The sequence below is a fragment of the Methanohalophilus euhalobius genome (genome assembly GCF_900215215.1).
Taxonomy (GTDB): domain Archaea; phylum Halobacteriota; class Methanosarcinia; order Methanosarcinales; family Methanosarcinaceae; genus Methanohalophilus; species Methanohalophilus euhalobius.
The window spans coordinates 60,471-83,149 of sequence record NZ_OBDR01000007.1 but is presented as its reverse complement, the minus strand read 5'-3'; the positions used below and the strand labels follow the sequence as shown (position 1 = coordinate 83,149).

Annotated in this window: 23 protein-coding genes, 1 tRNA gene and 2 pseudogenes; 7 read left to right on the top strand and 19 right to left on the bottom strand. The window is 44.3% G+C overall.

Going from position 1 to position 22,679, the window contains the following annotated elements:
• Positions 1-16 precede the first annotated feature (16 nt).
• A pseudogene (locus tag CP947_RS07395) lies at positions 17-745 on the top strand (transposase).
• A gap of 128 nt (positions 746-873) precedes the next feature.
• Here the strand turns inward: CP947_RS07395 and CP947_RS07390 are convergent.
• The 7 genes and pseudogenes from CP947_RS07390 to CP947_RS07360 all read right to left on the bottom strand — a co-directional run bounded on the left by CP947_RS07390 (position 874) and on the right by CP947_RS07360 (position 6,258).
• A complete protein-coding gene (locus CP947_RS07390; protein WP_164909059.1) occupies positions 874-1,668 on the bottom strand; it encodes an energy-coupling factor transporter transmembrane component T family protein in 795 nt (264 codons plus the stop codon).
• Positions 1,661-2,410, bottom strand: a pseudogene (locus CP947_RS07385) (ATP-binding cassette domain-containing protein); the annotation flags it as partial. The pseudogene CP947_RS07385 and the gene CP947_RS07390, both read right to left, overlap by 8 nt.
• A 38-nt stretch (positions 2,411-2,448) precedes the next feature.
• Entirely contained in the window at positions 2,449-3,273 is an 825-nt protein-coding gene (locus CP947_RS07380; RefSeq protein ID WP_096712578.1) for an ATP-binding cassette domain-containing protein, read from the bottom strand.
• Positions 3,270-3,818, bottom strand: coding sequence for a biotin transporter BioY (locus CP947_RS07375; protein WP_096712577.1), 549 nt, complete (start codon positions 3,816-3,818; stop codon positions 3,270-3,272). The genes CP947_RS07380 and CP947_RS07375 overlap by 4 nt, the downstream gene beginning before the upstream one ends.
• Before the next feature lie 88 nt (positions 3,819-3,906).
• Positions 3,907-5,526 carry a thermosome subunit alpha gene (thsA, locus tag CP947_RS07370; RefSeq protein ID WP_096712576.1) on the bottom strand — a complete coding sequence of 540 codons (1,620 nt, stop codon included), beginning with the start codon at positions 5,524-5,526 and terminating at the stop codon, positions 3,907-3,909.
• A gap of 449 nt (positions 5,527-5,975) precedes the next feature.
• A complete protein-coding gene (locus tag CP947_RS10935; RefSeq protein ID WP_292343112.1) occupies positions 5,976-6,068 on the bottom strand; it encodes a hypothetical protein in 93 nt (30 codons plus the stop codon).
• A 118-nt stretch (positions 6,069-6,186) separates the two neighbouring features.
• A tRNA-Arg gene (locus tag CP947_RS07360) sits at positions 6,187-6,258 on the bottom strand.
• Positions 6,259-6,365: 107 nt separating this feature from the next.
• Between CP947_RS07360 and CP947_RS07355 the strand changes: the two genes are divergently transcribed.
• From CP947_RS07355 to CP947_RS07335, 5 genes are all read left to right on the top strand, one after another.
• Complete coding sequence (locus CP947_RS07355) at positions 6,366-7,550, top strand: redox-regulated ATPase YchF (protein ID WP_096712575.1); 1,185 nt, start codon at positions 6,366-6,368, stop codon at positions 7,548-7,550.
• A gap of 23 nt (positions 7,551-7,573) precedes the next feature.
• Complete coding sequence (locus CP947_RS07350) at positions 7,574-8,233, top strand: undecaprenyl diphosphate synthase family protein (RefSeq protein WP_165868976.1); 660 nt, start codon at positions 7,574-7,576, stop codon at positions 8,231-8,233.
• Between the two features lie 12 nt (positions 8,234-8,245).
• Complete coding sequence (locus CP947_RS07345; protein ID WP_096712573.1) at positions 8,246-8,710, top strand: DUF5817 domain-containing protein; 465 nt, start codon at positions 8,246-8,248, stop codon at positions 8,708-8,710.
• A gap of 119 nt (positions 8,711-8,829) precedes the next feature.
• A complete protein-coding gene (locus CP947_RS07340) occupies positions 8,830-10,116 on the top strand; it encodes an ATP-binding protein (RefSeq protein ID WP_096712572.1) in 1,287 nt (428 codons plus the stop codon).
• Positions 10,117-10,863 (top strand): MBL fold metallo-hydrolase, encoded by a 747-nt coding sequence (locus CP947_RS07335; protein ID WP_096712571.1) that lies wholly within the window; start codon positions 10,117-10,119, stop codon positions 10,861-10,863.
• A gap of 3 nt (positions 10,864-10,866) precedes the next feature.
• Here the strand turns inward: CP947_RS07335 and CP947_RS07330 are convergent, their stop codons facing one another.
• On the bottom strand, positions 10,867-11,778 hold the full coding sequence (locus tag CP947_RS07330) for a DUF5803 family protein (protein WP_096712570.1): 912 nt from the start codon (positions 11,776-11,778) through the stop codon (positions 10,867-10,869).
• Positions 11,779-11,848: 70 nt separating this feature from the next.
• The gene (locus tag CP947_RS07325) at positions 11,849-13,765 is read right to left on the bottom strand and encodes a sodium:solute symporter family protein (protein WP_096712569.1); all 1,917 of its coding nucleotides are present in this window, start codon (positions 13,763-13,765) and stop codon (positions 11,849-11,851) included.
• Between the two features lie 138 nt (positions 13,766-13,903).
• Here CP947_RS07325 and CP947_RS07320 point away from each other — a divergent pair, with 138 nt between their 5' ends.
• Entirely contained in the window at positions 13,904-14,671 is a 768-nt protein-coding gene (locus CP947_RS07320; protein ID WP_096712568.1) for an SAM hydrolase/SAM-dependent halogenase family protein, read from the top strand.
• On the opposite strand, the gene CP947_RS07315 is transcribed toward CP947_RS07320, so the two are convergent.
• From CP947_RS07315 to CP947_RS07270, 10 genes are all read right to left on the bottom strand, one after another.
• Positions 14,672-15,601, bottom strand: a complete 930-nt coding sequence (locus CP947_RS07315; protein ID WP_241645997.1) for a radical SAM protein — start codon at positions 15,599-15,601, stop codon at positions 14,672-14,674.
• 137 nt (positions 15,602-15,738) lie between these two features.
• Positions 15,739-16,050 carry a 50S ribosomal protein P1 gene (rpl12p, locus tag CP947_RS07310; RefSeq protein ID WP_096712566.1) on the bottom strand — a complete coding sequence of 104 codons (312 nt, stop codon included), beginning with the start codon at positions 16,048-16,050 and terminating at the stop codon, positions 15,739-15,741.
• Positions 16,051-16,079: 29 nt separating this feature from the next.
• The gene (locus CP947_RS07305) at positions 16,080-17,114 is read right to left on the bottom strand and encodes a 50S ribosomal protein L10 (RefSeq protein ID WP_096712565.1); all 1,035 of its coding nucleotides are present in this window, start codon (positions 17,112-17,114) and stop codon (positions 16,080-16,082) included.
• Positions 17,114-17,755, bottom strand: coding sequence for a 50S ribosomal protein L1 (locus CP947_RS07300; protein WP_096712564.1), 642 nt, complete (start codon positions 17,753-17,755; stop codon positions 17,114-17,116). Before CP947_RS07300 ends, CP947_RS07305 begins: the two co-directional genes overlap by 1 nt.
• A 125-nt stretch (positions 17,756-17,880) precedes the next feature.
• Positions 17,881-18,369, bottom strand: coding sequence for a 50S ribosomal protein L11 (locus tag CP947_RS07295; RefSeq protein WP_096712563.1), 489 nt, complete (start codon positions 18,367-18,369; stop codon positions 17,881-17,883).
• 48 nt (positions 18,370-18,417) lie between these two features.
• Positions 18,418-18,876 (bottom strand): transcription elongation factor Spt5, encoded by a 459-nt coding sequence (locus tag CP947_RS07290; RefSeq protein WP_096712562.1) that lies wholly within the window; start codon positions 18,874-18,876, stop codon positions 18,418-18,420.
• A gap of 4 nt (positions 18,877-18,880) precedes the next feature.
• Positions 18,881-19,078 carry a protein translocase SEC61 complex subunit gamma gene (locus CP947_RS07285; RefSeq protein WP_370448644.1) on the bottom strand — a complete coding sequence of 66 codons (198 nt, stop codon included), beginning with the start codon at positions 19,076-19,078 and terminating at the stop codon, positions 18,881-18,883.
• 163 nt (positions 19,079-19,241) lie between these two features.
• On the bottom strand, positions 19,242-20,345 hold the full coding sequence (ftsZ, locus tag CP947_RS07280) for a cell division protein FtsZ (RefSeq protein WP_096712561.1): 1,104 nt from the start codon (positions 20,343-20,345) through the stop codon (positions 19,242-19,244).
• 38 nt (positions 20,346-20,383) lie between these two features.
• Positions 20,384-21,793, bottom strand: a complete 1,410-nt coding sequence (locus CP947_RS07275) for a D-aminoacyl-tRNA deacylase (protein ID WP_096712560.1) — start codon at positions 21,791-21,793, stop codon at positions 20,384-20,386.
• A 44-nt stretch (positions 21,794-21,837) separates the two neighbouring features.
• The gene (locus CP947_RS07270; RefSeq protein ID WP_096712559.1) at positions 21,838-22,659 is read right to left on the bottom strand and encodes a class I SAM-dependent methyltransferase; all 822 of its coding nucleotides are present in this window, start codon (positions 22,657-22,659) and stop codon (positions 21,838-21,840) included.
• Between the last annotated feature and the right edge of the window lie 20 nt (positions 22,660-22,679).

Here is a 22,679-nt window from a genome sequence, read left to right as displayed (position 1 = left end):
CACAGAATATGACCGTTTGATAGCTGCTGGTGAAAACTATCTGAAAGACAAGTTGATTGACTGGAAACCATTTCGTCCCATACTGGAATCAATGTATATCAACAGGACAGACAAAGGTGGTCGACCTGAAAATGATGTTGTAATGATGTTCAAAATGCTTGTGTTACAACAATGGCATGGTCTTTTTTGATCCAGAATGAACGACAATGTATTGATCGCATTTCATTCAGAAAGTTCCTGGATCATGTTGAATCAGAGATTTAACAGGAGTTGCAGATTTTCAATCTGCAACATTTTCCAAAACGAATACCTGATGACACAACTGTATGGTCATTCAGGGAAAGGATTGGAAATTAAAAAGGGAATGATTCAGGATGCAACCTTTATTGTTGCAGAACCTGGACATGCCAATCAGGAGAAAATGAGAGGTGATGAGGCAAAAACAAGAAGAAGAAGCAGGGATGGGAATTGGTCAAAAAAAGGAGAAGTGGTGTATAGGGATAAGGGATATTTCGAAGTGGCGGCAAAAGGATTTGCAGCAACGATGCAAAGAGCGGCAAGAGGAAAGCCACTGAATATCAAACAGATTATGCGCAATGACAGGAGTAGTGTACAGAGGATGCCCTGTGAAAGGGTGTATGCGGTGACAAAAGGCGTATTCAAAGCGGGAAAGGTGATGGTTACGGCGTTTTGTTTCAATTTGCATCAAATGAGGACGTTAAAAAGAAAAAAGGTGGTGGACTGAGGGCGTAAGCTATCTAAAAATAAGCAGATATTTCAGAATAATTGCCCGGGAAACAGGCTAGTAGAGTAATAATAAGAACAAATTTTATAGAAGTTCTGGAAGAGGAACGTTTATCAGAATCCTCCGCATTATATCTGATAGGAGGGAATAAGAGTGATATTCAAATTCCAGAAGCCAAGCAACAATACAAAAACCAACATAAGGGCTATCCAGTCGTTTTTTTTCATTTTTAATTCGAAAAGGGATGTCCTGTAGTTGCCCTGATAACATCTGCTTTCCATTCCCATAGATATATCGTCCATCATCCTGAAGGCTCCCCTGAGCAAAGGTATCGCCAGTGAGACCAATCCTGAAATCCTCTTTTGCCTTCCCAGCCCCCTGCAGAGCTGTGCCTGGTATACTTCTTTCAGGAACCTGTTCAAAACAGGAACCAGATGAATGGAGAGGGACATCATGGTGGCAATTTCAAACGAAGTCGCTCCTAAGACCTTGCCGGACAGGGGGCGAAGTAGCCTTTCAATTCCCGCAGTCATATGAGCAGGAGAAGTCGTAGCCGTCAACAGGGAGGCAAATTGTATCAAAAGAATAAAACGCCCCACAATCCTCAGGCCCTCAAAAAGGCCTTCTGTGGTGGCTGAAAACCCATACAAATCTATAAAAATATTCCCGGGTATCAGAAATAGCTGGAATATAAAAATTAAGATTAAGAAGGGGGCAATTGGACGAAGGTTTCGCAGCAGTGCAATCCGCACAGACGAAAGATCGTACAAAACTATGAAAAATGCAAATAGCAGGACCAGACCTGTAAGATGCAACCTGAAGATCAAAATGCTGGTCAGCATCGTAGCTATTAGTTTTGTGCGGGGATCAAGCTTGTGCAAGAAGGAATCTCCGGGGACAAAACTCAAAAAATAATCAGGCATTATCCACATCTCCGGTTTCTAAGTATTCCAATTGCTTGATTGCACTTTTCACTGTAAACGTAGCCGGGTTCACTGGTAAACCCCTTGCATGCAGCCTCTTCATCAAAGCGGTTATAGGCGGTAGAGGAAGACTATCATCCAAAAGGTACTGCTGCCTTTGACCATCAAAACAAATTATTCCATCCCGCAGGTAGATAATTCGCGGAGCTACTCCCAGCAGTTTATCAAGGTGATGAGAAATTACGATGATTCCTAATCCCATATTCTGCAAGGTCTGTAGAATATGAGGGAGGCGCGTTTTTCCCTTTGTATCAAGCCCTGCAAAAGGTTCATCGAGCACCATATATCGGGGAGACTGGGCAACTATTCCTGCCAGAGACACCAATTTCTGTTCCCCTCCACTAATCCCGAAGGGAGATGCTTCAAGGAGGGATTTATCCAGACCCACTATATTTACTGCCTTGTTGACCTGCCTTTCAATATCCCTTCTATCAAAACCAAAATTAGAAGGACCAAAAGCAATATCATCATAAACCGTTTTTTCAAAGAGTTGTCTGGAAGAATGCTGAAACAGGACACCTACCATTTCTCTGACTTTTTTAACATGGAATGGACAACCATCAATTTGCACAATACCTTTGTCCGGTTCTAGCAGACCAACAAGCAGACGCAACAAGGTTGATTTGCCCGCGCCTACAGGCCCCGTCAACCCCACGATTTCACCGGGTTTTATGCACATGGATACATTTTGTAAAACTAAATTTTGCCCGTATGAAAAATTCAAATTCTTGACTTCAATTGCCAGATAGATTCCTCCAGTGTATTAACATCAGGGTTTGAAACATCGATCTCTTTCAGACCATTATTCCGCAGCCACAGGGCAAGTTCAGTAAGAGGAGGAATTGAAATACCGGAGTTTGACACAGCAGGGGAATCAAAAAACAAAGAGGATTTGCCATCATAAACAATCCTGCCCTTTTCAAAAGCTATAACCCTTTCAGCAAGATGTACCTCCTCCAGATTGTGAGTGACCATTATTATCGTCTTGCCCTTTTCATGAAGCCTGGCAATGGTTGCAAGCACCTGTTGTTTTGAGAGGGGGTCCAGCATGGACGTTACCTCGTCAAATATCACACATTCAGGCTCCATGACAAGGACACCTGCAAGGGCTGCAAGTTGCATCTGTCCGCCGCTTAGTTCCAGAGGAGATTTGCCGGCCAGATGGGATATCCCCAGCTCTGCAAGAGAACGATCTGTTTTGTTACGAATTGCTGATGAAGGGTAGGCCAGGTTCTCAAGACCAAAAGCCACGTCTTCCTCTACAGTGGCACCTACGAATTGGGTCAGAGGGTTCTGGAAAACCATACCAATTTTCCTGCGTATAGCAGTTAGATTGGAGATAGTAAATGTATCCATATCCCACACTTCCACCATACCTTCATCCGGCAGCAGTAAACCATTCAGATGTCTGACAAAGGTAGACTTACCACTACCGTTACCGCCTACTACGGCAACGAATTCACCGCTGTCAATCGACACATTGATGCTGTCAAGAACACGTTGATTTTCTTTGAAACCAAAGCTTAAATCTTTAATCTCTATCATACCAAAGATTCCGTCTTGAGGTAGCGATAAATAATGGTCGCGGCTGCAATCTTGATGATAGCTCCCGGGATAAAGGGAGCAACACCTAATACAAATGCTTCCTGCACCCCCAGGGAGGCCACATACATCAGCTGGAAATAGCCGGGAACGTAAATAGCAATCATACCGACAAGAAAAATGGCCACCATACCGGCAATGGATCTGTTCTGGAATTTCTCAAAGAGGTAACCAATTACAAGCGCTGCCAGAATAAAACCAATGATATAGCCCCCTGTGGGACCAACCAGCACACCGAGTCCGGAACTGCCCCCTGAAAACACAGGTAACCCTACAATACCGAGTAAAACATAGATGAACATACTTAGCATACCCCATCGAGCACCCAGTACCGCCCCTGCAAGAATTACAAATAATGTCTGCAGGGTAACAGGTACCAAACCCACCGGAATACTGATGTAAGCACCTACGGCGGTCATGGAAGCAAAAAGGGCTGCATAGACCATTTTCCTGACTGGGGGATCGGATAAATCATTGCTGTTAACCATGTGCTCTCAATGGTTAACAATATTTTTAAATTTTACCCTGAAAAGTAATCACATTAAAAAAAAAGAAGGTGATAGAAACCACCTTATCTTACATATCCATGTCCATATCAGGCATTTCGGGGGATGCCTGATTGGAGTGAGGAGATGCTGCAACAACGTCATCGATTCTAAGAACCATGACAGCTGCTTCTGTGCCGGCGTTAATTGCCTGTGTCTTGGCACGGAGGGGTTCGATTACATCGTTTTCCCACATGTCAACAATTTCACCGGTATATACATTAAGCCCCATTCTCTTGTTGCCTTCTTCGTGCTTGGAACGCAGTTCAACAAGTTTGTTTATTGGATCATAGCCTGAGTTTTCAGCAAGGGTCTCAGGAATTACTTCAAATGCTTCTGCGAATTTGGCAACTGCAAGCTGTTCCCTGCCACTGAGGGAAGATGCATACTCACCAAGACGCATGGAGAGTTCTACTTCCGGAGATCCGCCGCCTGCAACTACTTTGCCGTCTTCCAGAGCCACAGCGACTACGTGAAGAGCATCGTCAATTGCATGCTGGAGAGAATCTACAACGTGCTGGGTACCCCCATGAAGGATTATTGAAACAGCTTTCTTTTCCCTGCATCCTGTGACATAGGTCATCTTGTTGCCTTTTATATCACGTTCTTCTACAAGTTCTGCAGAACCCAGGTCATCGGCAGTAATTTCATCGATATCCTGAATATTGGTTGCACCGGTAGCTTCACAGATACGATCCAGATCGCTCTTTTTGAGCCTCTTGGCGGCATATACGCCAGCCTTTTCGAGGTAATATTGTGCAAGGTCATCGATTCCTTTCTGGCAGAATACAACATTTGCACCGGAATTCAGAATCTTGTCGGTCATCTGTTTGACCATCTTTTCTTCCTGGTCCAAAAACATCTGCATCTGATCCGGGGAAGATATCTTGATCTCGGCATCCATCTCGGTCTTTTTGAATTCAACCGGAATACTGAGGACAAGGATTTTTGCATCCTCTACCTTTTCGGGCATATTGGGATGTGTGCGGGCTTTATCAAGAACAAGGCCTTTTACAAGTTTGGACTCACCAACACTTTCACCAGCCTGCTTTTCTATCTTGATGTCACTTACATCTGCAACATAGCCATCATCCGTTTCTTCTCCTATGAGAGATACGGCTTCAACGGTAAGCTCTGCAAGCATTTCCTTGTGAGATTCTGCACCTTTGCCGGTAATTGCGGTTTTTGCCACTTTTTTGAGGGCTTCAGTATCGTCACGGGAAATATCTATACTTATACTTTTTACGATTTCAACCGCCTTTTTGGATGCCTGCCTGTAACCTGTTGCAATAATTGTGGGGTGTACACCTTTCTTGAGAAGTTCCTCTGCCTTGGAAAGGAATTCACCGGCCAGTACGGCTGCTGTTGTCGTACCGTCTCCGACTTCATCATCCTGGGTCTTGGCCACCTCAACGATCATTTTGGCCGTGGGGTGTTCAATGTCCATTTCCTTGAGAATGGTTGCACCGTCATTGGTGATTACCACATCACCCATTGAATCCACAAGCATCTTGTCCATACCCTTGGGACCAAGGGTAGTACGGACTGCGTTGGCAACTGCCTTGCCTGCCAGAATATTGTTGCTCTGGGCATCTCTGCCCCTTGTTACCTGACTTCCGTCTGCTAAAATGTATATCGGCTGTCCTGCCAAACTTTGACCTCCTTATATAATTATGATCCAGTAAATTGCATCAAGAAAAGAGCACTATGTACTCTCAACCTGTTCGTTCTAGATGATTGAACTTCTATATAAAGGTTGCTTGAACGATTGAGAAAAAGATATCGAAAATATACAGGAGACGGGTACAGTATTAACTAATATCTTATAAATAAGAAGGGGTAAAGTAGAGGAGAAGGCCTGATATGCCTACAACCGATGGTATAGGTATTTCTGAGCTACTTCCCGGCAATATTCAGTCTTCAGTCCTTCATTCCCTGCAAGTAAACTGTTTCCACAACCCCTAGATTGTCAACTACCCCTCCCTTATGGAAGGTGCTTGAATGTCAATTAAGCATTCGTCCGGGTGGCTGACAAGCACCCCTGAGATTCCAGGATATACCTGTAATCCCGTGTTTTGTGTTCAATATTCATTGCACCGATTAGGTTAGGTCTGCATTAGTTTCATAACCACATTTTTCACATCGGAAAGATAATCGATTATGATTATTCTTAGATGTGTGGTTACACCGAATACATGTTTGAGACTATTAGTAGAAATGACAACAAAAAAGGGAGATACTCATCAGAGGCACCACCGAGTAGGGTTTAATTAACCCACACGGAAAAAGTGCCTCCGAAAAGTACAATGTACGTCCCGACTGAGACTTGAACTCAGGTCTAAGGCTCCGCAGGCCCCAAGGATATCCGCTACCCTACCGGGACACTCATTGACTTGGGTTCCTAATTATCTTCTCGAATATAAATGTTTGGTGGTAAAGCGTTAAACCACCAACAAAAGTTAAATCCATCAAGCATGTGATTGATAGAACATGACAATGACTATAGGCCTTGCAGGAAAGCCAAATGCAGGCAAATCAACATTCTTCAAAGCCGCAACCATGGCAGAGGTGGATATCGCCAATTACCCATTCACCACCATTGATGCCAATCGTGGGATCACCTACGTTCGCACAACCTGCCCGTGTATCGAGCGGGAGAAAAGATGTGGTAACTGTGAAGACGGGATACGCTTTGTACCAATCGAGATCATCGATGTGGCCGGTCTTGTGCCCGATGCCCACCAGGGTCGCGGGCTGGGAAATGCCTTTCTGGACGAACTGAGCCAGGCCCAGGCAATCATTCACGTAATTGATGCCTCCGGCGCCACAGATATAGAGGGCAACCCTGGCGATATCGGCAGCCATGATCCCCTGGAGGATGTCGATTTCCTCAACAGGGAGATTACCATGTGGATGAAAGGTATCCTGTGTCGCAACTGGGAACGCCTGGCACGCAAAATAAAAGCAGAGAATCTAAAGGTAGAGGAAGCAATTGCAAACCAGCTCATGGGAGCCGGGGTCTGTGAAGAACATGTGAACATAGCAATAGACCAGCTCGGCAAACGCGAATATATCAAATGGGAAGATGAAGATATGTGCCAGCTCTGTGAGTACATCCGACTGCTCAGCAAACCTGTCATCATCGCCGCGAACAAACTGGATGTAGCCCCACCGGAAAATGTCGAAAACCTTGAAAAACTTGAGATTATAGTCGTACCCACAAGTGCTGCAGCCGAATTGGCCATCCGAAATGCGGCCAGTACCGGAGCAATTGATTACAAACCAGGTGATGAAGACTTTGCCATAGAGGGAAGCGACCTGAGTGAAAAACAGATAAAGGGACTGGAAAAACTTAAAAATTTCGTGGTATCCCGCAAACCCCATGGATGTGGAGTACAGGAATGCATCAACCGGGCAGTCTTTGACCAGCTCGACCTAATTGTAGTTTACCCTGTCGAAGATGAAGGGCACTGGACCGACAAGAAAGGTCGCATGCTTCCTGATGCCTACCTGGTCAAAAAAGGATCCACTGCGCATGAACTTGCATACAAGGTGCATACCGACATTGGGGACCGTTTCCTTTATGCTGTAGACGGGCGCACCCGGATGAGACTCGGAGACAAATATGAACTCAAGGACGGAGATGTTATAAAGATAGTCTCAACTGCCAAATGACATCTCAGAAGGAGGGCTTCGGGTTGCTACATAAATTGTACGAAAACCATCTCCTGAAAAAAATACAACAGGAACATCAAAATCCACCTTCCTCTCTTGCAATAGTCCTGCCTGAAACAGATCTACTCCAAAAAAATAGTAGCCAAAAAACACTCCAATTCATAAACTGGTGCCAGGAGTTTGACATCAAGAAAATCTATTTTAATGTGGATATTCTGGATGAAAAAGCCGATCTCAAAAACAAGATGATTTACAGATTGGTTCAGGTCATTGAAAGAATATGCGTCAAACTGCCCCCTAAAACAGGCTATGACGTATATGGAGAAGACGGCAGTACATTACTCACAAAATCCGGAAAAGACCCCAGTATCATTTTTGTACTGGGATATGGCGGAAAAAAAGAGATTACCTCTTCTGTCAGGACAATCCTCTGTGATGTCGAAAAAGGAAACATAGAACCGGAAGATATTGATGAAAATATTCTGGAATCCCATCTGACAATAGAAGGAGAACCGGATTTGATAATACGCTCGGGAGGAAGACATCTTTCAGATTTCCTTATATGGCAATCCGTCTATTCAGAACTGTATTTCACAGATATTAACTGGAACCGTTTCAGGAGAATTGATTTTTTACGCATTATCAGGGATTTCCAGAAAAGGAAACGCCGCTATGGAAAATAAGGAAGTGTTTACATGGTAGCCTATGCTGTAATTGTCTGCACCAAATGCCGCTTGCAATGCCAGGTTACAGAAGACCGGGGTCAAAAAACCATAAAATGCCAGAGATGTGGTGCAACCTTGCAGTTTCGTAAATTGAGGAAATTCCACAGGACAGAAATACTCGATGAAGCAATAGCGGCACGAACAGCTCTTCAGGCACAGCTACAGGGATCCGATTCAAAAAAAGTCAGCCAGATTCTATCAGATGCAAGCATTGATCAGCTCCAGCCAAGCCCGCCTACTCAAAAAAGATCTGCAAATCCTTCTAAATATATCATAAATGCTCTTGAAAAACAGGAAAAAATTCAGATCAGACAGTTATTCCAGATGGCTGAAGAGGCAGGTTTTGAGAGAGAAAAAATCGAAAAAACTCTTGAAAACCTGAAAAATTCGGGAGACATCTACACCCCCGGTAAAGGCTATCTAAAACTTGCCTGACTTGGAACATGCGAACAGGGTGGCATAAGTTATATTTAGGGAAAATACATAATAGGGTGGTTCAGACAAACCGTTTTCGACCTGCCCTTAAATAAAAATCCTGGATGTAAGGTATCAAAATGTCCGACAATACACTTGATATAATAGAACTTTTGTTGACGGCCCAGATATACAACCAGAATCAAGTATTGGATGTCAACGACCTTCCAAAACCCATAAGGAAGCACTACTGGAAAAAAGAGGCCAAAGGAGTACCCCGACCCATTCATGTATCCCTCACTGACGTGAATAAACTGTATGGAGAAAGTGAAACTAAAAAAGTATTAAAGGGCCTTCCCTTCGTAGAAATCGATGAAGTTGGTTACAAGATCAAATTAACTTCTCTTGATATGGCCATTAGCTGGTTCGAAAAACAGGACACTTTCAGTCGTATCGAAGAAAATCCTGCACTGGCCTATTACTTTGAGAAAGCTGAAAAAGAAGGAGTCAGCTACAGTAAAACACGGGACAGCACCAAACCCAAGGAAGTAGACAGGGAATGGATAGACTCCCTCAAAGCCGAGGTAATGGAGGAAGAAGGCGGGGAAGATATGCTCAAACTGGCACAACTCCTGGCCCCGGAAGATATACAACAGGGCATGTCCGAACTAATCCTCACAAAAAAACAGAAATCCGAAGTTGACAAGATAGTCAAAGCCATCAAATTTAGGGATTACCTGAAAGAAATTGGGCTGTACGATGTGGGCAAGGTATTGCTGGTTGGTCCCCCGGGCACCGGGAAAACATCAGTTGCAAGAGCACTCTCCGAAATGTTATCCATTCCTTTTGTTGAAGTAAAATTATCCATGATTACAGACCAGTATCTTGGTGAAACAGCAAAGAACATTGACAGGGTATTTGAACTGGCAAAAAAACTCAATCCCTGCATTCTTTTTGTGGATGAATTCGACTTTATTGCAAAAACCCGGACCTCGGATGAACATGCGGCCCTGAAAAGAGCTGTCAACACACTCCTCAAGGCAATCGATGAAATAAGTCTAACAAGGGACGGAGTACTCCTGATCGCTGCTACCAACCATCCTCACATGCTGGACTCAGCTGCATGGAGAAGATTTGATGAAATACTTGAATTCCCTTTTCCGGATTATGAGATGAGGAAAAATATCCTTGACATTGTCACAAGGCATATCGAAGGGGACTTTGACACTGCAGCAATTGCCGAAATTACAGAAGGTTATAGTGGATCCGACCTGAGAGTGGTAATCCGGGAGGGCGTCCTGGATGCCCTGCTAGAGGAGCGTCGGGAACTCAGTAACAAAGACCTTCTTGATGCAGTGGAATCATTCAACAGTCGTTCACATATAAAATCCGAAAAATACCTTCAGCAGTATGACAGGGTGTCTTAAGTGAAAGTGACATTACTGGGCACAGGAGATGCTCCCGGTACACCGGTTATCGGCTGTAACTGTCCCACCTGCCAGGATGGACAAAAGGGTGGGAAAAGCAACCGTCTCAGATGTTCTATTCTTGTAGAATCAAAGACCGGTACAATTTTGCTGGACACAGGGCCCGACCTGCGCCAGCAATTGCTTGAGCACAATATAAAGCACGTGGACGGAGTGATATGGACTCACGGTCATTATGATCATTTTACCGGTTTTGGGGAATTCCACAGGGTGCAAAGGAAGGTAGATGTATACGGGCTTGCTGAAACCCTTGACTACATCCTGGAATACCTGGCTTTTTTGAAACCCAGGAGAAACAACGTAAAAATCAATGAGACCTTTGAAATTATAGGGCTTAAGGTTACTCTTTTTGAAGTCAAGCACAGGCCGGTGAGCAATCCTGTAGGCGTAATCATAGAAGAAGATGGTAAAAAAGTGGTATTCACGGGAGATTGCGAAGGGCAAATCCCTCAAAAAAGTCTTGAATTGATTGACAGTCCTGACCTTTTGATAGCCGATGCAATTGTACCGGATTCAGATGTGTTGCATATCAAAAAACATATGGATGCAAAAGATGCACTGGAACTTGCCCAAAAGATAAAGGCAAAAGAAGTCGTTTTTACCCACATGAGCCACTTCTTCAAACCCCATTCTACCGCAGCACAGAAATTCCCTATGGGATACGATGGAATGCAATTTGTGATATAACCTTCAACGATTTTTATCTTTTTTCCAGTTTTCTTCTGCTATCCGTATCGTTTCATTCAGTTTTTTACGATTACGCAGATAATTCCCAATGACCAGAAGCACGCCTACACCAAGTATTGATGTACCGATCAGCAGGTTACGGGGTGCATCTTCTGAATAATATTTGAGATAGAGAGTCTTAAACTTAATATTTTCTTGCTCTTCTTCATCGGAAGGTAAAAAACCTTTTGCCATAGAAGACAATGATGAAGAAGTATTCTGACGTAGGTTATCCCAGACAAGTACTTCCCTGCCCTGTTCATCGACATACCTGGAATCGGGTGCTGGTTCAACCTTCCCTATAAACTGGTTGCCTGTTGTATACCCTTCTGGAAGGACCACCCTTACAGTGGAAAGGTGTGATGGTACATACATAAAATCCTGCCCCATAGGCACCTCCATTGTATAGGCCACAAACCCTGTAAGACTTTGATTGAAGGAAATTACCTGTTTGGTCTGCCCGGACTCGGATTCTTCAGAAAGGGTATAGTCTATCGAATCCATTGGACCCGAGGTGGACAACTGTCTGACTGTTGCAGCTGGGTTACCGTTATATCCTCCCGGTTTGGCCACAATTACAATGTTTGAAAGTACATCGGTACCTGGATTTGTAATATCTTCCAGGGGAACTACCTCAAGACGATCTACATTCTCAAGTACATAAACCGCTTTTACAGGTGAATCGGGGAAAAGGTAGAAAGTAGTCGTATTAATTCCGCACTCACATGAAACATTAGCAATGAACGGGTCCAGTGTATACTCCGATGCATTGGCTGTTTCAGTGGTTTCATCAACAGGTATAATGTCATCGATGCAACCACTAAAATAGATGGCTGAAGTGAGAATCAGAAATAGGACTACCACTTGTTTTCGCATTATACTATCCACCGACAGATTATTTAAAAAAGTTATCGGTGTCCAAGAAAGGAAGGGATTGCCCCTTCACTCATTCTTCGACTATCGTAAGGAAAACACCCATGCTTTCAAGGGCTGCAGCAACCTCATTATAGGCTACATAGAGTTCCTTCTTCTGGGCACCCATTTCCGATACAGGAGGTTCCGAGGCAAACCAGATCTCTTTATCTGTGGTACCACGTGTTATGGATACGCAGGAAAGCATATCCGCCTGTACAAGGCGATATACAGAATTCATACCGGTAGGAGTTAGCCAGGCAACGTAGGAAGAGCGCAGGGATTCAACGAATCTGTGCCAGTTCACGGAAGCCGAACTTTCCAGCCGCACATGCAGATGTGCTCTTTCACCGGCGAGTTGCTCATCGATTTTCTTGAGGAACTTCTGGAATTTGGGATCGTCGTCCTCAACTGTAACTGTTGCTTCAGCTGCCAGGTTCTTTGCCTCTTCCTTGAAGAAGGGAGCAAGATTGACAGCACTGGATGGTTTTGTTAACAGGGATACTCCGAAAAAGGCAACTGCACTAAGGCCCATGCCAGCAATGACACCGTGGTTCATCAGGACCGGGTGAACCGTCTGGAGATATGCAGGAGCCATTGGAGCTGTCATGTAAATATCATACACAATCAGGCTTATCTGGACGACTGCACCTACAATAAGGCCTGCCATGGCACCTTCCTTGGTAGCACGCTTCCAGTAAAGACCTCCCATCAATGGGAAGAAGTAGGAAGCACTGGCAATGTATGTGGCTATATGAATAGCTTCAAGGATACTGGTAATGAAAAACGAACCCACAGTAGCTGCAAGGACTATAAAAAGTACACTGAGCCTGTTAACCGCAAGCATCTGTTTCATGGTGGCATCCGGTTTAATGAAACGTTGATAGATATCACGGGACACACAGGATGCACCGGAAGTTGCAAAGGTATCCGTACAGGACATAGCAGCAGCAGCAAGGCCTATCGCACTCAGGGCAATAACCAGCTGGGAAAAGTTTTCAAGCACAAATACAAGCAATGCCGGTTCTGCCTGAGCCATTCCCATAGGGAAACCTGCAGCCGGTATTTCCGGGTAAATGGAACTCAGAGCGATAGCAATTACCGCACAACCCGCAAATACAATTGTTATCAAGAGGGTACCCAGAAGCATTCCATTACGTGCGGATTTAGAATCACGCGCAGCCCATACTTTCTGCCAGGGGTCCTGCTCGGTGATCCAGCCGGGAACGATTGCAAACAAAAATATCAATACCATCGGGATTCCGATAGACAGCGGATTCCACCAGCCAGAAGAGACACTGGAGAATAATTCGCCTGTATTGGCAGGGGCATCAACAGCACCACCTGTAGCTGCTCCTACAGCAACAATTGCGATGACTATAGTGAACACAGAAAGGAAAAGGAACTGCACCACATCGGTCCAGACAACCGCACTAAGACCTCCTAAAGTAACATAAACAGAGACTGCCAGAGCAACAATCAGGGCTGCATACAGTGGATCAAAACCATAGAATATCTCAAGTACGAGAGCGAAACCTTTGATATCAGCCACTGCAAAAAGAATCATGACGATAGTAATTATAATACCTATCGGCGCCCTGATTGCCGCACTGTAACGTTGCTCAAGTAATTCTGCCTGGGTTATTGCAGGCAGATTCTTTATCTTCTTCACAAAGATAGCAATTATCAGAAGAGCAAGAATGTTGGGAGCCACAAATCCCCATATAGATCCCATTCCCTGCAGCATGAAGAATGCAATAACTGAAAGCAGGCCTCCTGCCGTCAACCAGGATGCTGCTGAGGAGAATCCTACACCGATCGTCCCGATACGTCTGCCGGCAAGCCAGAAATCGGTTACTGTGTTTTGTCTTTTGGTAAAATACCAGCCTATACCGATCAGTCCAGCTAAGTAGACTGCCAATAATATCAAGAATAATTGAGAACTTTCCATAATAATACCTCCAATCTTATGAAGATTTACTAAATAGCATCGGCTTATTGATGGTACATAGATGATTTAGTATATAAACCTTTTAAAAAAAAGCCCACTGGCGACACCCATATAAGTTCCCTTTCAAAACAAAATGTTATGAAAATAATTACCCTTACAACAGATTTCAAGGATCTCTATCCTGCCTCCATGAAAGCGGTTATCCTGAACATGTGCGAAGATCCAACATTCATCGACCTGACACATGATATAAATCAGGGAGATATATTATCTGCGGCTTTTGCCCTTTACACCACCACACACTTTTTTCCTTCAGGTACAATCCATCTGGCAGTGGTGGACCCCGGGGTCGGTACCGGCAGAAAAGCTATAATTGTACGCGCAGCAAATCAGTACTTTGTCGGACCGGATAACGGACTGCTCATCCCTGCTGCCCGACGGATTGGCGATGTTGAGGTTTTCGAGATTGGAGAAAAAGCCATGCTGGACAAAATATCCAATACATTCCATGGCAGGGACATATTCGCCCCTGCGGCCGGTTTGCTGGCATCTGGCCATGAAGCAGAGGATATAGGCCAACCCATAGAAACCTTTGAAAAACTTAATTTCGGAAAAGCCAATGCATCTGTGGACAAACTTTATGGAAAAGTCCTATACATCGACAGTTTTGGAAATGTAATAACAAATATTCCGACAAAGATGCTGGAAGACTTTGCCAGACCTGCAGAAAAGTTAGTAGTTAAGGGAAATATAGCGTCTTATTCCCTGACTTATGGCAGAGTACAAAAAAATGAATTGCTGATCCTTACAGGCAGCCACAGCTTTCTGGAAATAGCTATCAATGGTGGAAATGCTGCGCAAAGACTGGATATTACAGGTCATCCGGAAATCCGGATAGAAAAATGATCACATCCATTCGTAATGACGCAACGCCTCCAGATTGTAATCATACAGTAAGCTGTTTTCGGCATAACCGAAGAAAAGGCATTTATCGCATTCATTCACGATTTTTGTCATGGTCGCTGTACTTGCCTCCCAGGCATTTTCCACACCCTTTCTGATATCAGCAAGGGGTTGGCGATGAACCCGGCATGTTTCCACCATACCATCACAACCCACATTCAGTATAATATCAGGAGCATGGCATTTGAAAGATGGTTTTCTGTTACGTACCATTTTGAGATAGGTTAGGGAATTAATAATCGGATAGCCCTGTGATTTCATCTCTATCAGTGAATCCAGAGCTTTGCGATATGCTTCACGGTCTTTAACCTCCATGTTCTCCCATACATCATCCTTAATATTTTCAAATTCATACAGAGGTTCAAAAGAAATCCTGGCACCAATTTCTGCTGCAAAATACACAAGGTCGGTTAGTTCATCCACGTTTTTAGAGCTTATAACACAATTCAACAGAACAGGACGTTCCATTATCTCAACACTTTTTTTGATCCCGGGAAGGATGCGGGATATATCGATGCCCCTTATCTCTCTGTAACTTTCCAGCCCGTCTACCGAAATAGAAAGTAAATCAAGGTTTGAAAGATCAGGCAGGCGTTTTTCCAGAAGCAGACCATTGGTTACCAGAGAAGTCATTATGCCTTTTGAATGAGCATGTTCCAGAATAGCAGGAAGATCTTCCCGAAGGAGAGGTTCCGTTGTCCAGGCATTGTAGACACCTATACCAAAATCTGCAGCCTCATCAAGCATTTGGGCAATTTCTTCAAATGTCATCTCTGCTTTTTCTTCCTGCCAGTATTCACAGAAAGGACATTGCATATTGCAACGGGAAGTTACACCGTGTGACAGAACATAGGGACGCCTACGTATTTTCATTTGCCATATCGGATGAAGGGTAGACACAATCGAGAAACGGGACATTGACCACAACCTTGTTGGTCAATACAGATAAAGTCGACTGTTTATTTTAAAAAAGTAAAAAGATGTCCGCCGTAGCGGACAAAGTGAGGAAATTATCCAAAGAGTGCACCAAGACCGGCCATGCCGCTCTCTTCTGCCTCGTCTTCGTCCTCTTCTTCCTCAGCCTCAGCTGCCTCTTCTGTAGTTTCAGCAGGTGCTGCTGCTGGTGCTGCTGCAGGTGCTGCTGCAACTGCTGCGGTGCTCATAGCTTCTTCGATGTCTACATCTTCAAGAGCTGCAATGAGAGCTTTTGCACGTGCTTCGTCTACATCGGTACCTGCTGCCTCAAGGACAGCTTTTACTGCATCTTCAGTAACATCTTTTCCAGCGTTGTGGAGTAAAAGTGCTGCATATATATATTCCATTGTGAATCACCTGTAATTAATCTTAAATCTCATCCGAAAAGTGCTCCAAGACCGGCCATACCGTTCTCTTCTGCATCCTCTTCTTCCTCTTCTACTTCTTCCTCAGCTGCTTCTTCAGCAGGCTGTTTTTCAACTGTTGTAGCCGCACTTTGTGCTGCTGCACCCAGAACGGATTTGAGATCCTCGTCCACTGCATCTTCATTGTTTGCAGATACAGCAGATGCGAGTGAAATCATCTGGGAATGTGCTTTTCCAAGCAGGGAATCCATGATCTCTGGTTCCAGTACTGTTGCATTGATACCAAGGTTTATTGCTTGGGAAGATGCCTTGGAGATCAAAGTACTGATCGTAGCGGTTGTTGGGTATGCTACATTGACTGCCAGATTGAACGCCTGTCTGGATGCTGCGGCAATGTCGGAGAAGTATTTATCATTGTCAATTGCCAGTACATCGGGAGTATAGATCGAACCATCTTCAAAAACTGCATGAAGGTCAAGTCCCACTTCTATAGGGAATATCTCAAGCCTTGCAAGCATTGAAGCAAGCTTCTGGGATACTACATTACCCTCTTCTGTAACAACCTTGCTTTGGCTGACTACAACTTTACCGGCATCGATGGCTGCCGGGATTCCAGCACTCTGGAGATCTCCGAGAATGGGACCCGGCGGGAAACTGGTTGGACCTTTTTCCACCTTTATATCCTGAGGAGCAATAGCACCTGCCTTTATTGGCGAAGGGGTCTTGCTCTGCTCAAGCAACTTATAGAGTTTGAAAGGATTCTCATTGGTGAAAATTAGTGCACATTGTTGATTAAGATAATCAATCATTTCAGAACAATCTTTAGAGGAGCCTTCCAGTGCCCTGTTGACAAGAGTGTTCCTGGATACTTTGAGGACTGCCACATCTTTCAGTTCACGTCTCATAGCCTGGAGTTGTTTGGCCGGGATACCTCCCACACCTACAATACCAAACAATGGATATTTTTCGATGAGAGCCTTTATATCCTCTATTTCCTGTTTTTTCCATTGAGGGATATGTTCACTGTGGTGAAGCTCTTCTTCCATCATACCACCCTCAAAGATTTGCCCATTGTGGTTGTAACATATATGGACTTGAGATTCTGTTTTCCTTTATCAAGTACAGACTCAACCCTGTTCACAATGTTTTCAATATTCTCTGCAATTCTTTCTGCATCCATGTCCCTTCTTCCCACTGCAACGTGGAAAGTGAGTTTATCCTTGGAACGAATGCGAATAGAATTCTTAGAGGATTTAATCATGTCCGCCACGTTTTTATCTGGCGTAAGTGGGACAGGCATCTTACCTCTGGGACCGAGAATTGCACCAAGGGTTTTACCGATAAGTGGCATGTACTGCACTTCAGCAATGAAGAAGTCACATTCATTAGCAATGGAACGTGCGCGACTTTTGTCATCTGCGAGGTCATTAATATCTTCCTCGGTGAAAACATAGTCACAGCCCGCTTCCTTTGCCTGAAGGCCTACTTCACCCTTTGCAAAAACAGCGATCTTAAGGTCCTTTCCAAGGCCATTGGGTAAATAAATTTCTTCATCTACACGATATTTGGGCTGGCTCATGTCAAGGTTTTTTAAATTGATGGCAAGATCCACACTTTCCGCAAAATTGCGCTGTGGGGATTCCTCAAATAACCTTTCGACTGTGTTTAATATAGATTCTTCTACCATACTTACCTCCCGTAGTGATCATCAGCCACAAAGGCCTCCTACGGAACGATTTATTGTCATCTATACGGGCTCACCAATATAGGACAATTATTTTTAAACCTATCGGTCAAATGAAAAGCATGGGGTTACCATGCTTCAGAGGCAAGTGCCTCATCAAATTTACCTTCATCAATTGCCTTCTGGCAATTCCGGGGATCCATTCCTTCACCGGTAACTCCCATTGGTACACATGTACCGAGAACTTCCTTGATGGCTGATTTCATTTCATAGGAAAGGAGGTCGTCCTTTTTCATACGGGCTATCTTGGCAAGCTGAGTGATACTGAGATTTCCTACAATTTCACTGCCACCTTCTTCACCTGCACCCTTGCTTATACCAGCTTCCTGAAGGACAAGGGCGGCGGTTGGAGGAGTCCCTACTTCGATCTCCACACTTTTATCATCACCCACAATGACCTTTACAGGAACCTGCATTCCATTGTAATCACTGGTCTTTTCATTTATAGTGTCAACAACTTCCTTAATGTTCACACCCAATGGCCCGAGAGCCGGACCCAATGGAGGACCCGGGTTTGCTTTACCGCCGGGAACCAATGCTTCAACAACACTTGACATTAATCATCACCTTTTAATTTTGATTGAAATAATTATTTTTAATTGGCTTTACTCATCTTCTTTGCGGAGTATTCTCACTGTATCCCCACGAATAGTAATGGGGATAGGTACCACAGCATCGAAAAGCTCGACAGTGATTTCTTCATGTCCTTCATCAACACGCTTGACACGTGCTTTTTCTCCCTTGAAAGGACCTGAAGTAACCTCTATGATCGCGCCTTCCGTGATTCCTGTAACCGTTGGTTTGGGAGTCAGGAAATGCATGATTTCTTCCATGCTCGATTGACCCTTCACAACGGCCCTTGCGTGGGGAACCGTCTGAATAGCCTGTTCGACCTCACCTGAATTCGAAGATTCCGCAAGTACATAACCCTTAAGCTCATCCGGTGCAAGAAGGGCCCGTATATCCAGATTCTCCTTTTTGGCCACTTTGGCCAGCATTCCGGCAACTGAGCGTTCCTGATTTGCAGTCGTCTTTATCACGAATATAGCGCTATCTTCACTCATAGAGTTACACCCATGTCGGCAATTCGGTCAGCAATATATAGACCACAAAGCCAACAAAGCCGATTGCTACAATCCCTGCACCTGCAACTTTTGAGATCATGAGGAACTCTTCCCGGGCAGGCTTTCTGGAAAGTTTCAGCACCCTGTAATAGGACTTCAGGATCTGGCTGACACTGCGATTGTTCATTGCTGATTTTAATATGTTCTCTGCCAAAATATCCACAACCGATAAACGTTGAATAATTGGTATGAAAGTAGTTAAAGTAAAATTATGCTATAAAACTATAGCGCCACTCACATAACCTTATATGCAAAATATCTTTCGACTGGAGGAATATGATATCCAAAATAGAAAATGCAGGAAATCATCCCACAAAGTCTATTCCATATCTCCTTGTAACGTTCTTTGCTCCGCCCGGGCCATATATTTGCGGTGATTTGACACCAGTCACAACTATCATTGTGCGCACTGTGTGTTCCAGATCCGGATCGACCTGTGCACCCCATATGAGTCTTGCACCAGGGTCTATCCTGCTATAGACTTCCTGAACTACTCCTTCTGCTTCTGAAACAGTCATGTCCTGACCACCGACAACATTAACAAGTGCAGAGGTTGCACCGGAGATATCCACGTCAAGAAGTGGACTGCGTAATGCTTTCTGTACGGATTCACTGGCCTTACTATCACCATCAGCCTCTCCCAGACCGATCATGGCAACGCCACCGTTCTGCATGACGGTACGTACATCGGCAAAGTCAAGGTTAACAAGACCGGGTTTGGTTATCAGTTCGGTAATTCCCTTTACAGCCCTCATTAACACTTCATCCGAAACCTTGAATGCGGCCTGCAAAGGCAAACGTGGCACTACTTCCAGAAGTTTGTCATTGGGTACTACAATTACAGTATCGGCAACATCCCTGAGTCTTTCCAGTCCTGCTTCAGCATTGGTACGGCGCACCTCTCCCTCTACTGCAAAAGGCAGAGTTACAACAGCAATGGTAAGAGCACCTGCATCCCTGGCAGCCTCTGCTACCACAGCTGCGGAACCGGTCCCGGTACCTCCACCAAGCCCTGCTGTGATGAATACCATGTCGGTACCCTCGACCACTTCAGTGAGTTCATCAATACTTTCAAGTGCAGCATCCTCTCCAATTTGAGGGAGACTGCCGGCACCCAGACCACGGGTCTTTTTCTTGCCGATCAGTATCTTATTATCACAACTAACATCCAAGAGGTGTTGAGCATCAGTATTGAGGGCTACAAGTTGTGCTCCCTTAATTCCCTCATTCGTCATCCTCTGGACGCTGTTCGAACCTCCTCCGCCACATCCAATAACTTTAATATTGGTATGCATACCTTTCAAAACTGCTTCTATCTCCGCATTGACATCCTTCGGTTCCGATGCTTCGGCACTTACTTGTCTTTCTTCTGCTGAGCGAGCTAATGCCTCTTCAACAATGGATTTCATACTCAATTTCCTCCACGAGCACAAAGATAATCATGAATTCAACGAATCATATTTTTCAGGACAAGATCTTTTGTAATTGTCTCATGAACCATATCCGGATGGATAATATTTCCATCAACCTCAACAGGAATTCCCCTGGCAAGTTTACCAAACAGAGGTCCTCCGGGAACGCCTATACTCTCCGCTTTTATCGGATTGAATTTCCGGTAGGTAAGATACAATAGATTGTCCTCTCTAATATACTCAATTTCATAATGTTCTTTTAGTATTTTAATGCATTCATCTATAATCTGAGTCTGCAAGTCTTCTGCATCTTTCTTTTCAAATAACAGGAAAGAACCTCTATACGTTCCGTTGTCCCTCTGCAGATATACAAGCGGAAATTTCTGCAGCATATTCAGGAAACTGTCCGGGTTACTCTTCCAGGTATAGTGGACAAGTCTTTCATCTATGACCAATTCAACTGGATCCGGGACTACATCGGGTGAAGAATTTTCCAGATCATTTCTGAGAACATCTGTAAATAACGGTGGTGTAGTGGGCTCTATGCCCCTGGATCTTATCAGGATATTCTTGAAAATAGCCCAGGGGATATTTCCAATCTGCTGAATATCACTCTCCCTCAAAACCAGCAGCCCATTTTGCCGGGTAAGGTCATGCAGATGCTCTTTGTCAGAAGAAGAAATGGCTTTCCTGTCCATATAAACAAAATCCGCACCCGACTTACCCACTGCCTGGCTAAAAAGAGATTCATCAACAAATTCCAGCTGGTAGGAAGGAATATTATGGCCAAAGGTCACATTATTGCTAAGAACAATCTCAGATTGTCTGGCTGCATAATGCCCACCCCCAAATCCCAGAGCTATTGGCAATTTCCGGGAATTGAAGGTAAGTATGGCCCGGGCAAGTACTTCTGCGGCCCCTTTATCATCCCACTGCGCGGGACCACTGCCAATCTCTGCATAGATGGAAGGAACTTGCAGGTCTGTAGGCCCGTGATGTGTGGATTCCATAGACACATCATAATCCATACCTGCAGAATAGGACTGTATCTGCATCAGTAAAGGTTTCAGGGCAGAGGAATAAGCAATTGAAAGTTTTCCGGGATAGCCACCAAATTTTGCCTCCGAAGGATTGCCTGTAAAGTGGGCGGTAAGAAGTTTACGGCCATCATCACTTTTATGTTTGGAAGCAAAAATGAAACATGAAGGAAGAAATCCAAGTTGGCCCAGTTTGTCGTCCAGTCCATCCTGAAAGATATGGTGGATGGAAACTTCCACAAGCAGGAACTTTCCGGATTCATATATGCTGGTTATATCCTCATAAAGAGGCTCAAAGGATTGCTTTTCCCATTCCTCCATTTCCAGAAGGCGGGACATTATGTTCATACTCGCAGCATCCATACTGGAGCATACAATAGTTGGTTTTGAAGTTGATATTTGTGACATGATAACAGACCGGTTATAATTTATTTAGAAGCCATCTTTATACCTTACCCTTTTGCCTGACAGATCTTTTTCAGGTCAAACACCCATCTGCTGACACCACGTGCTACATTGCCGCATCTTCGCACACCAATTATTTCGTAACCTGCATCCTGAAAGGCTTGTTTTGATTTTTCGATATCTTCGGCTACCTTAAAAGTATAGAAATGCATCACACCTCCTTTTTTCAAAAGGGGAGAGAGTAAAGAAAAGAAATGATCCTGCCCATAAGGAGTAGGAACTATGAGCCTGTCAAACTTCATGTCAAGAATAACCGGAATATCCCGGGCATCTGCATTTATGGGATAGATATTTCCCTTAAAGTTATTCAACCGTATATTCTCGGCCAGCCAGTGACATGCATGCCGGTTCTTTTCGATACAAAAAACACGTATATCCCTTATAGCAGCAGGGATTGCAAACGGACCCACCCCACAAAAGGGAACCAGTACATCTTCCCCGGGAAGAACCAGGGATGTTACCCTGTGCCTTTCATAACCCAGCCGGGGATTGAAAAATACTTCCGAGAGATCCAAACGATAGCGATATTTGAATTCGCCGTGTGTGGTTACAGTACTGCCACCCAGCAAACTTTCAAAATCTGAAACACGATGATCGCCTTTGACCCGACTTACTTTGTTAAGTACAGTCCGGATATTGCCCCTCATGGATACAATTTTTGTTGCAATCATTTCAGAATAATCCCGCAGCTCAGGAGGAATACTGACAATTGCAATGTCACCCACCACATCAAATCGATTAGGGATATATTCTATAAGGTCTGCAGGAACTTCCGTTTCCACAAGAGTTTTGAGACTGGTTTTACTCATGTTTTCACTTGACTATTAAA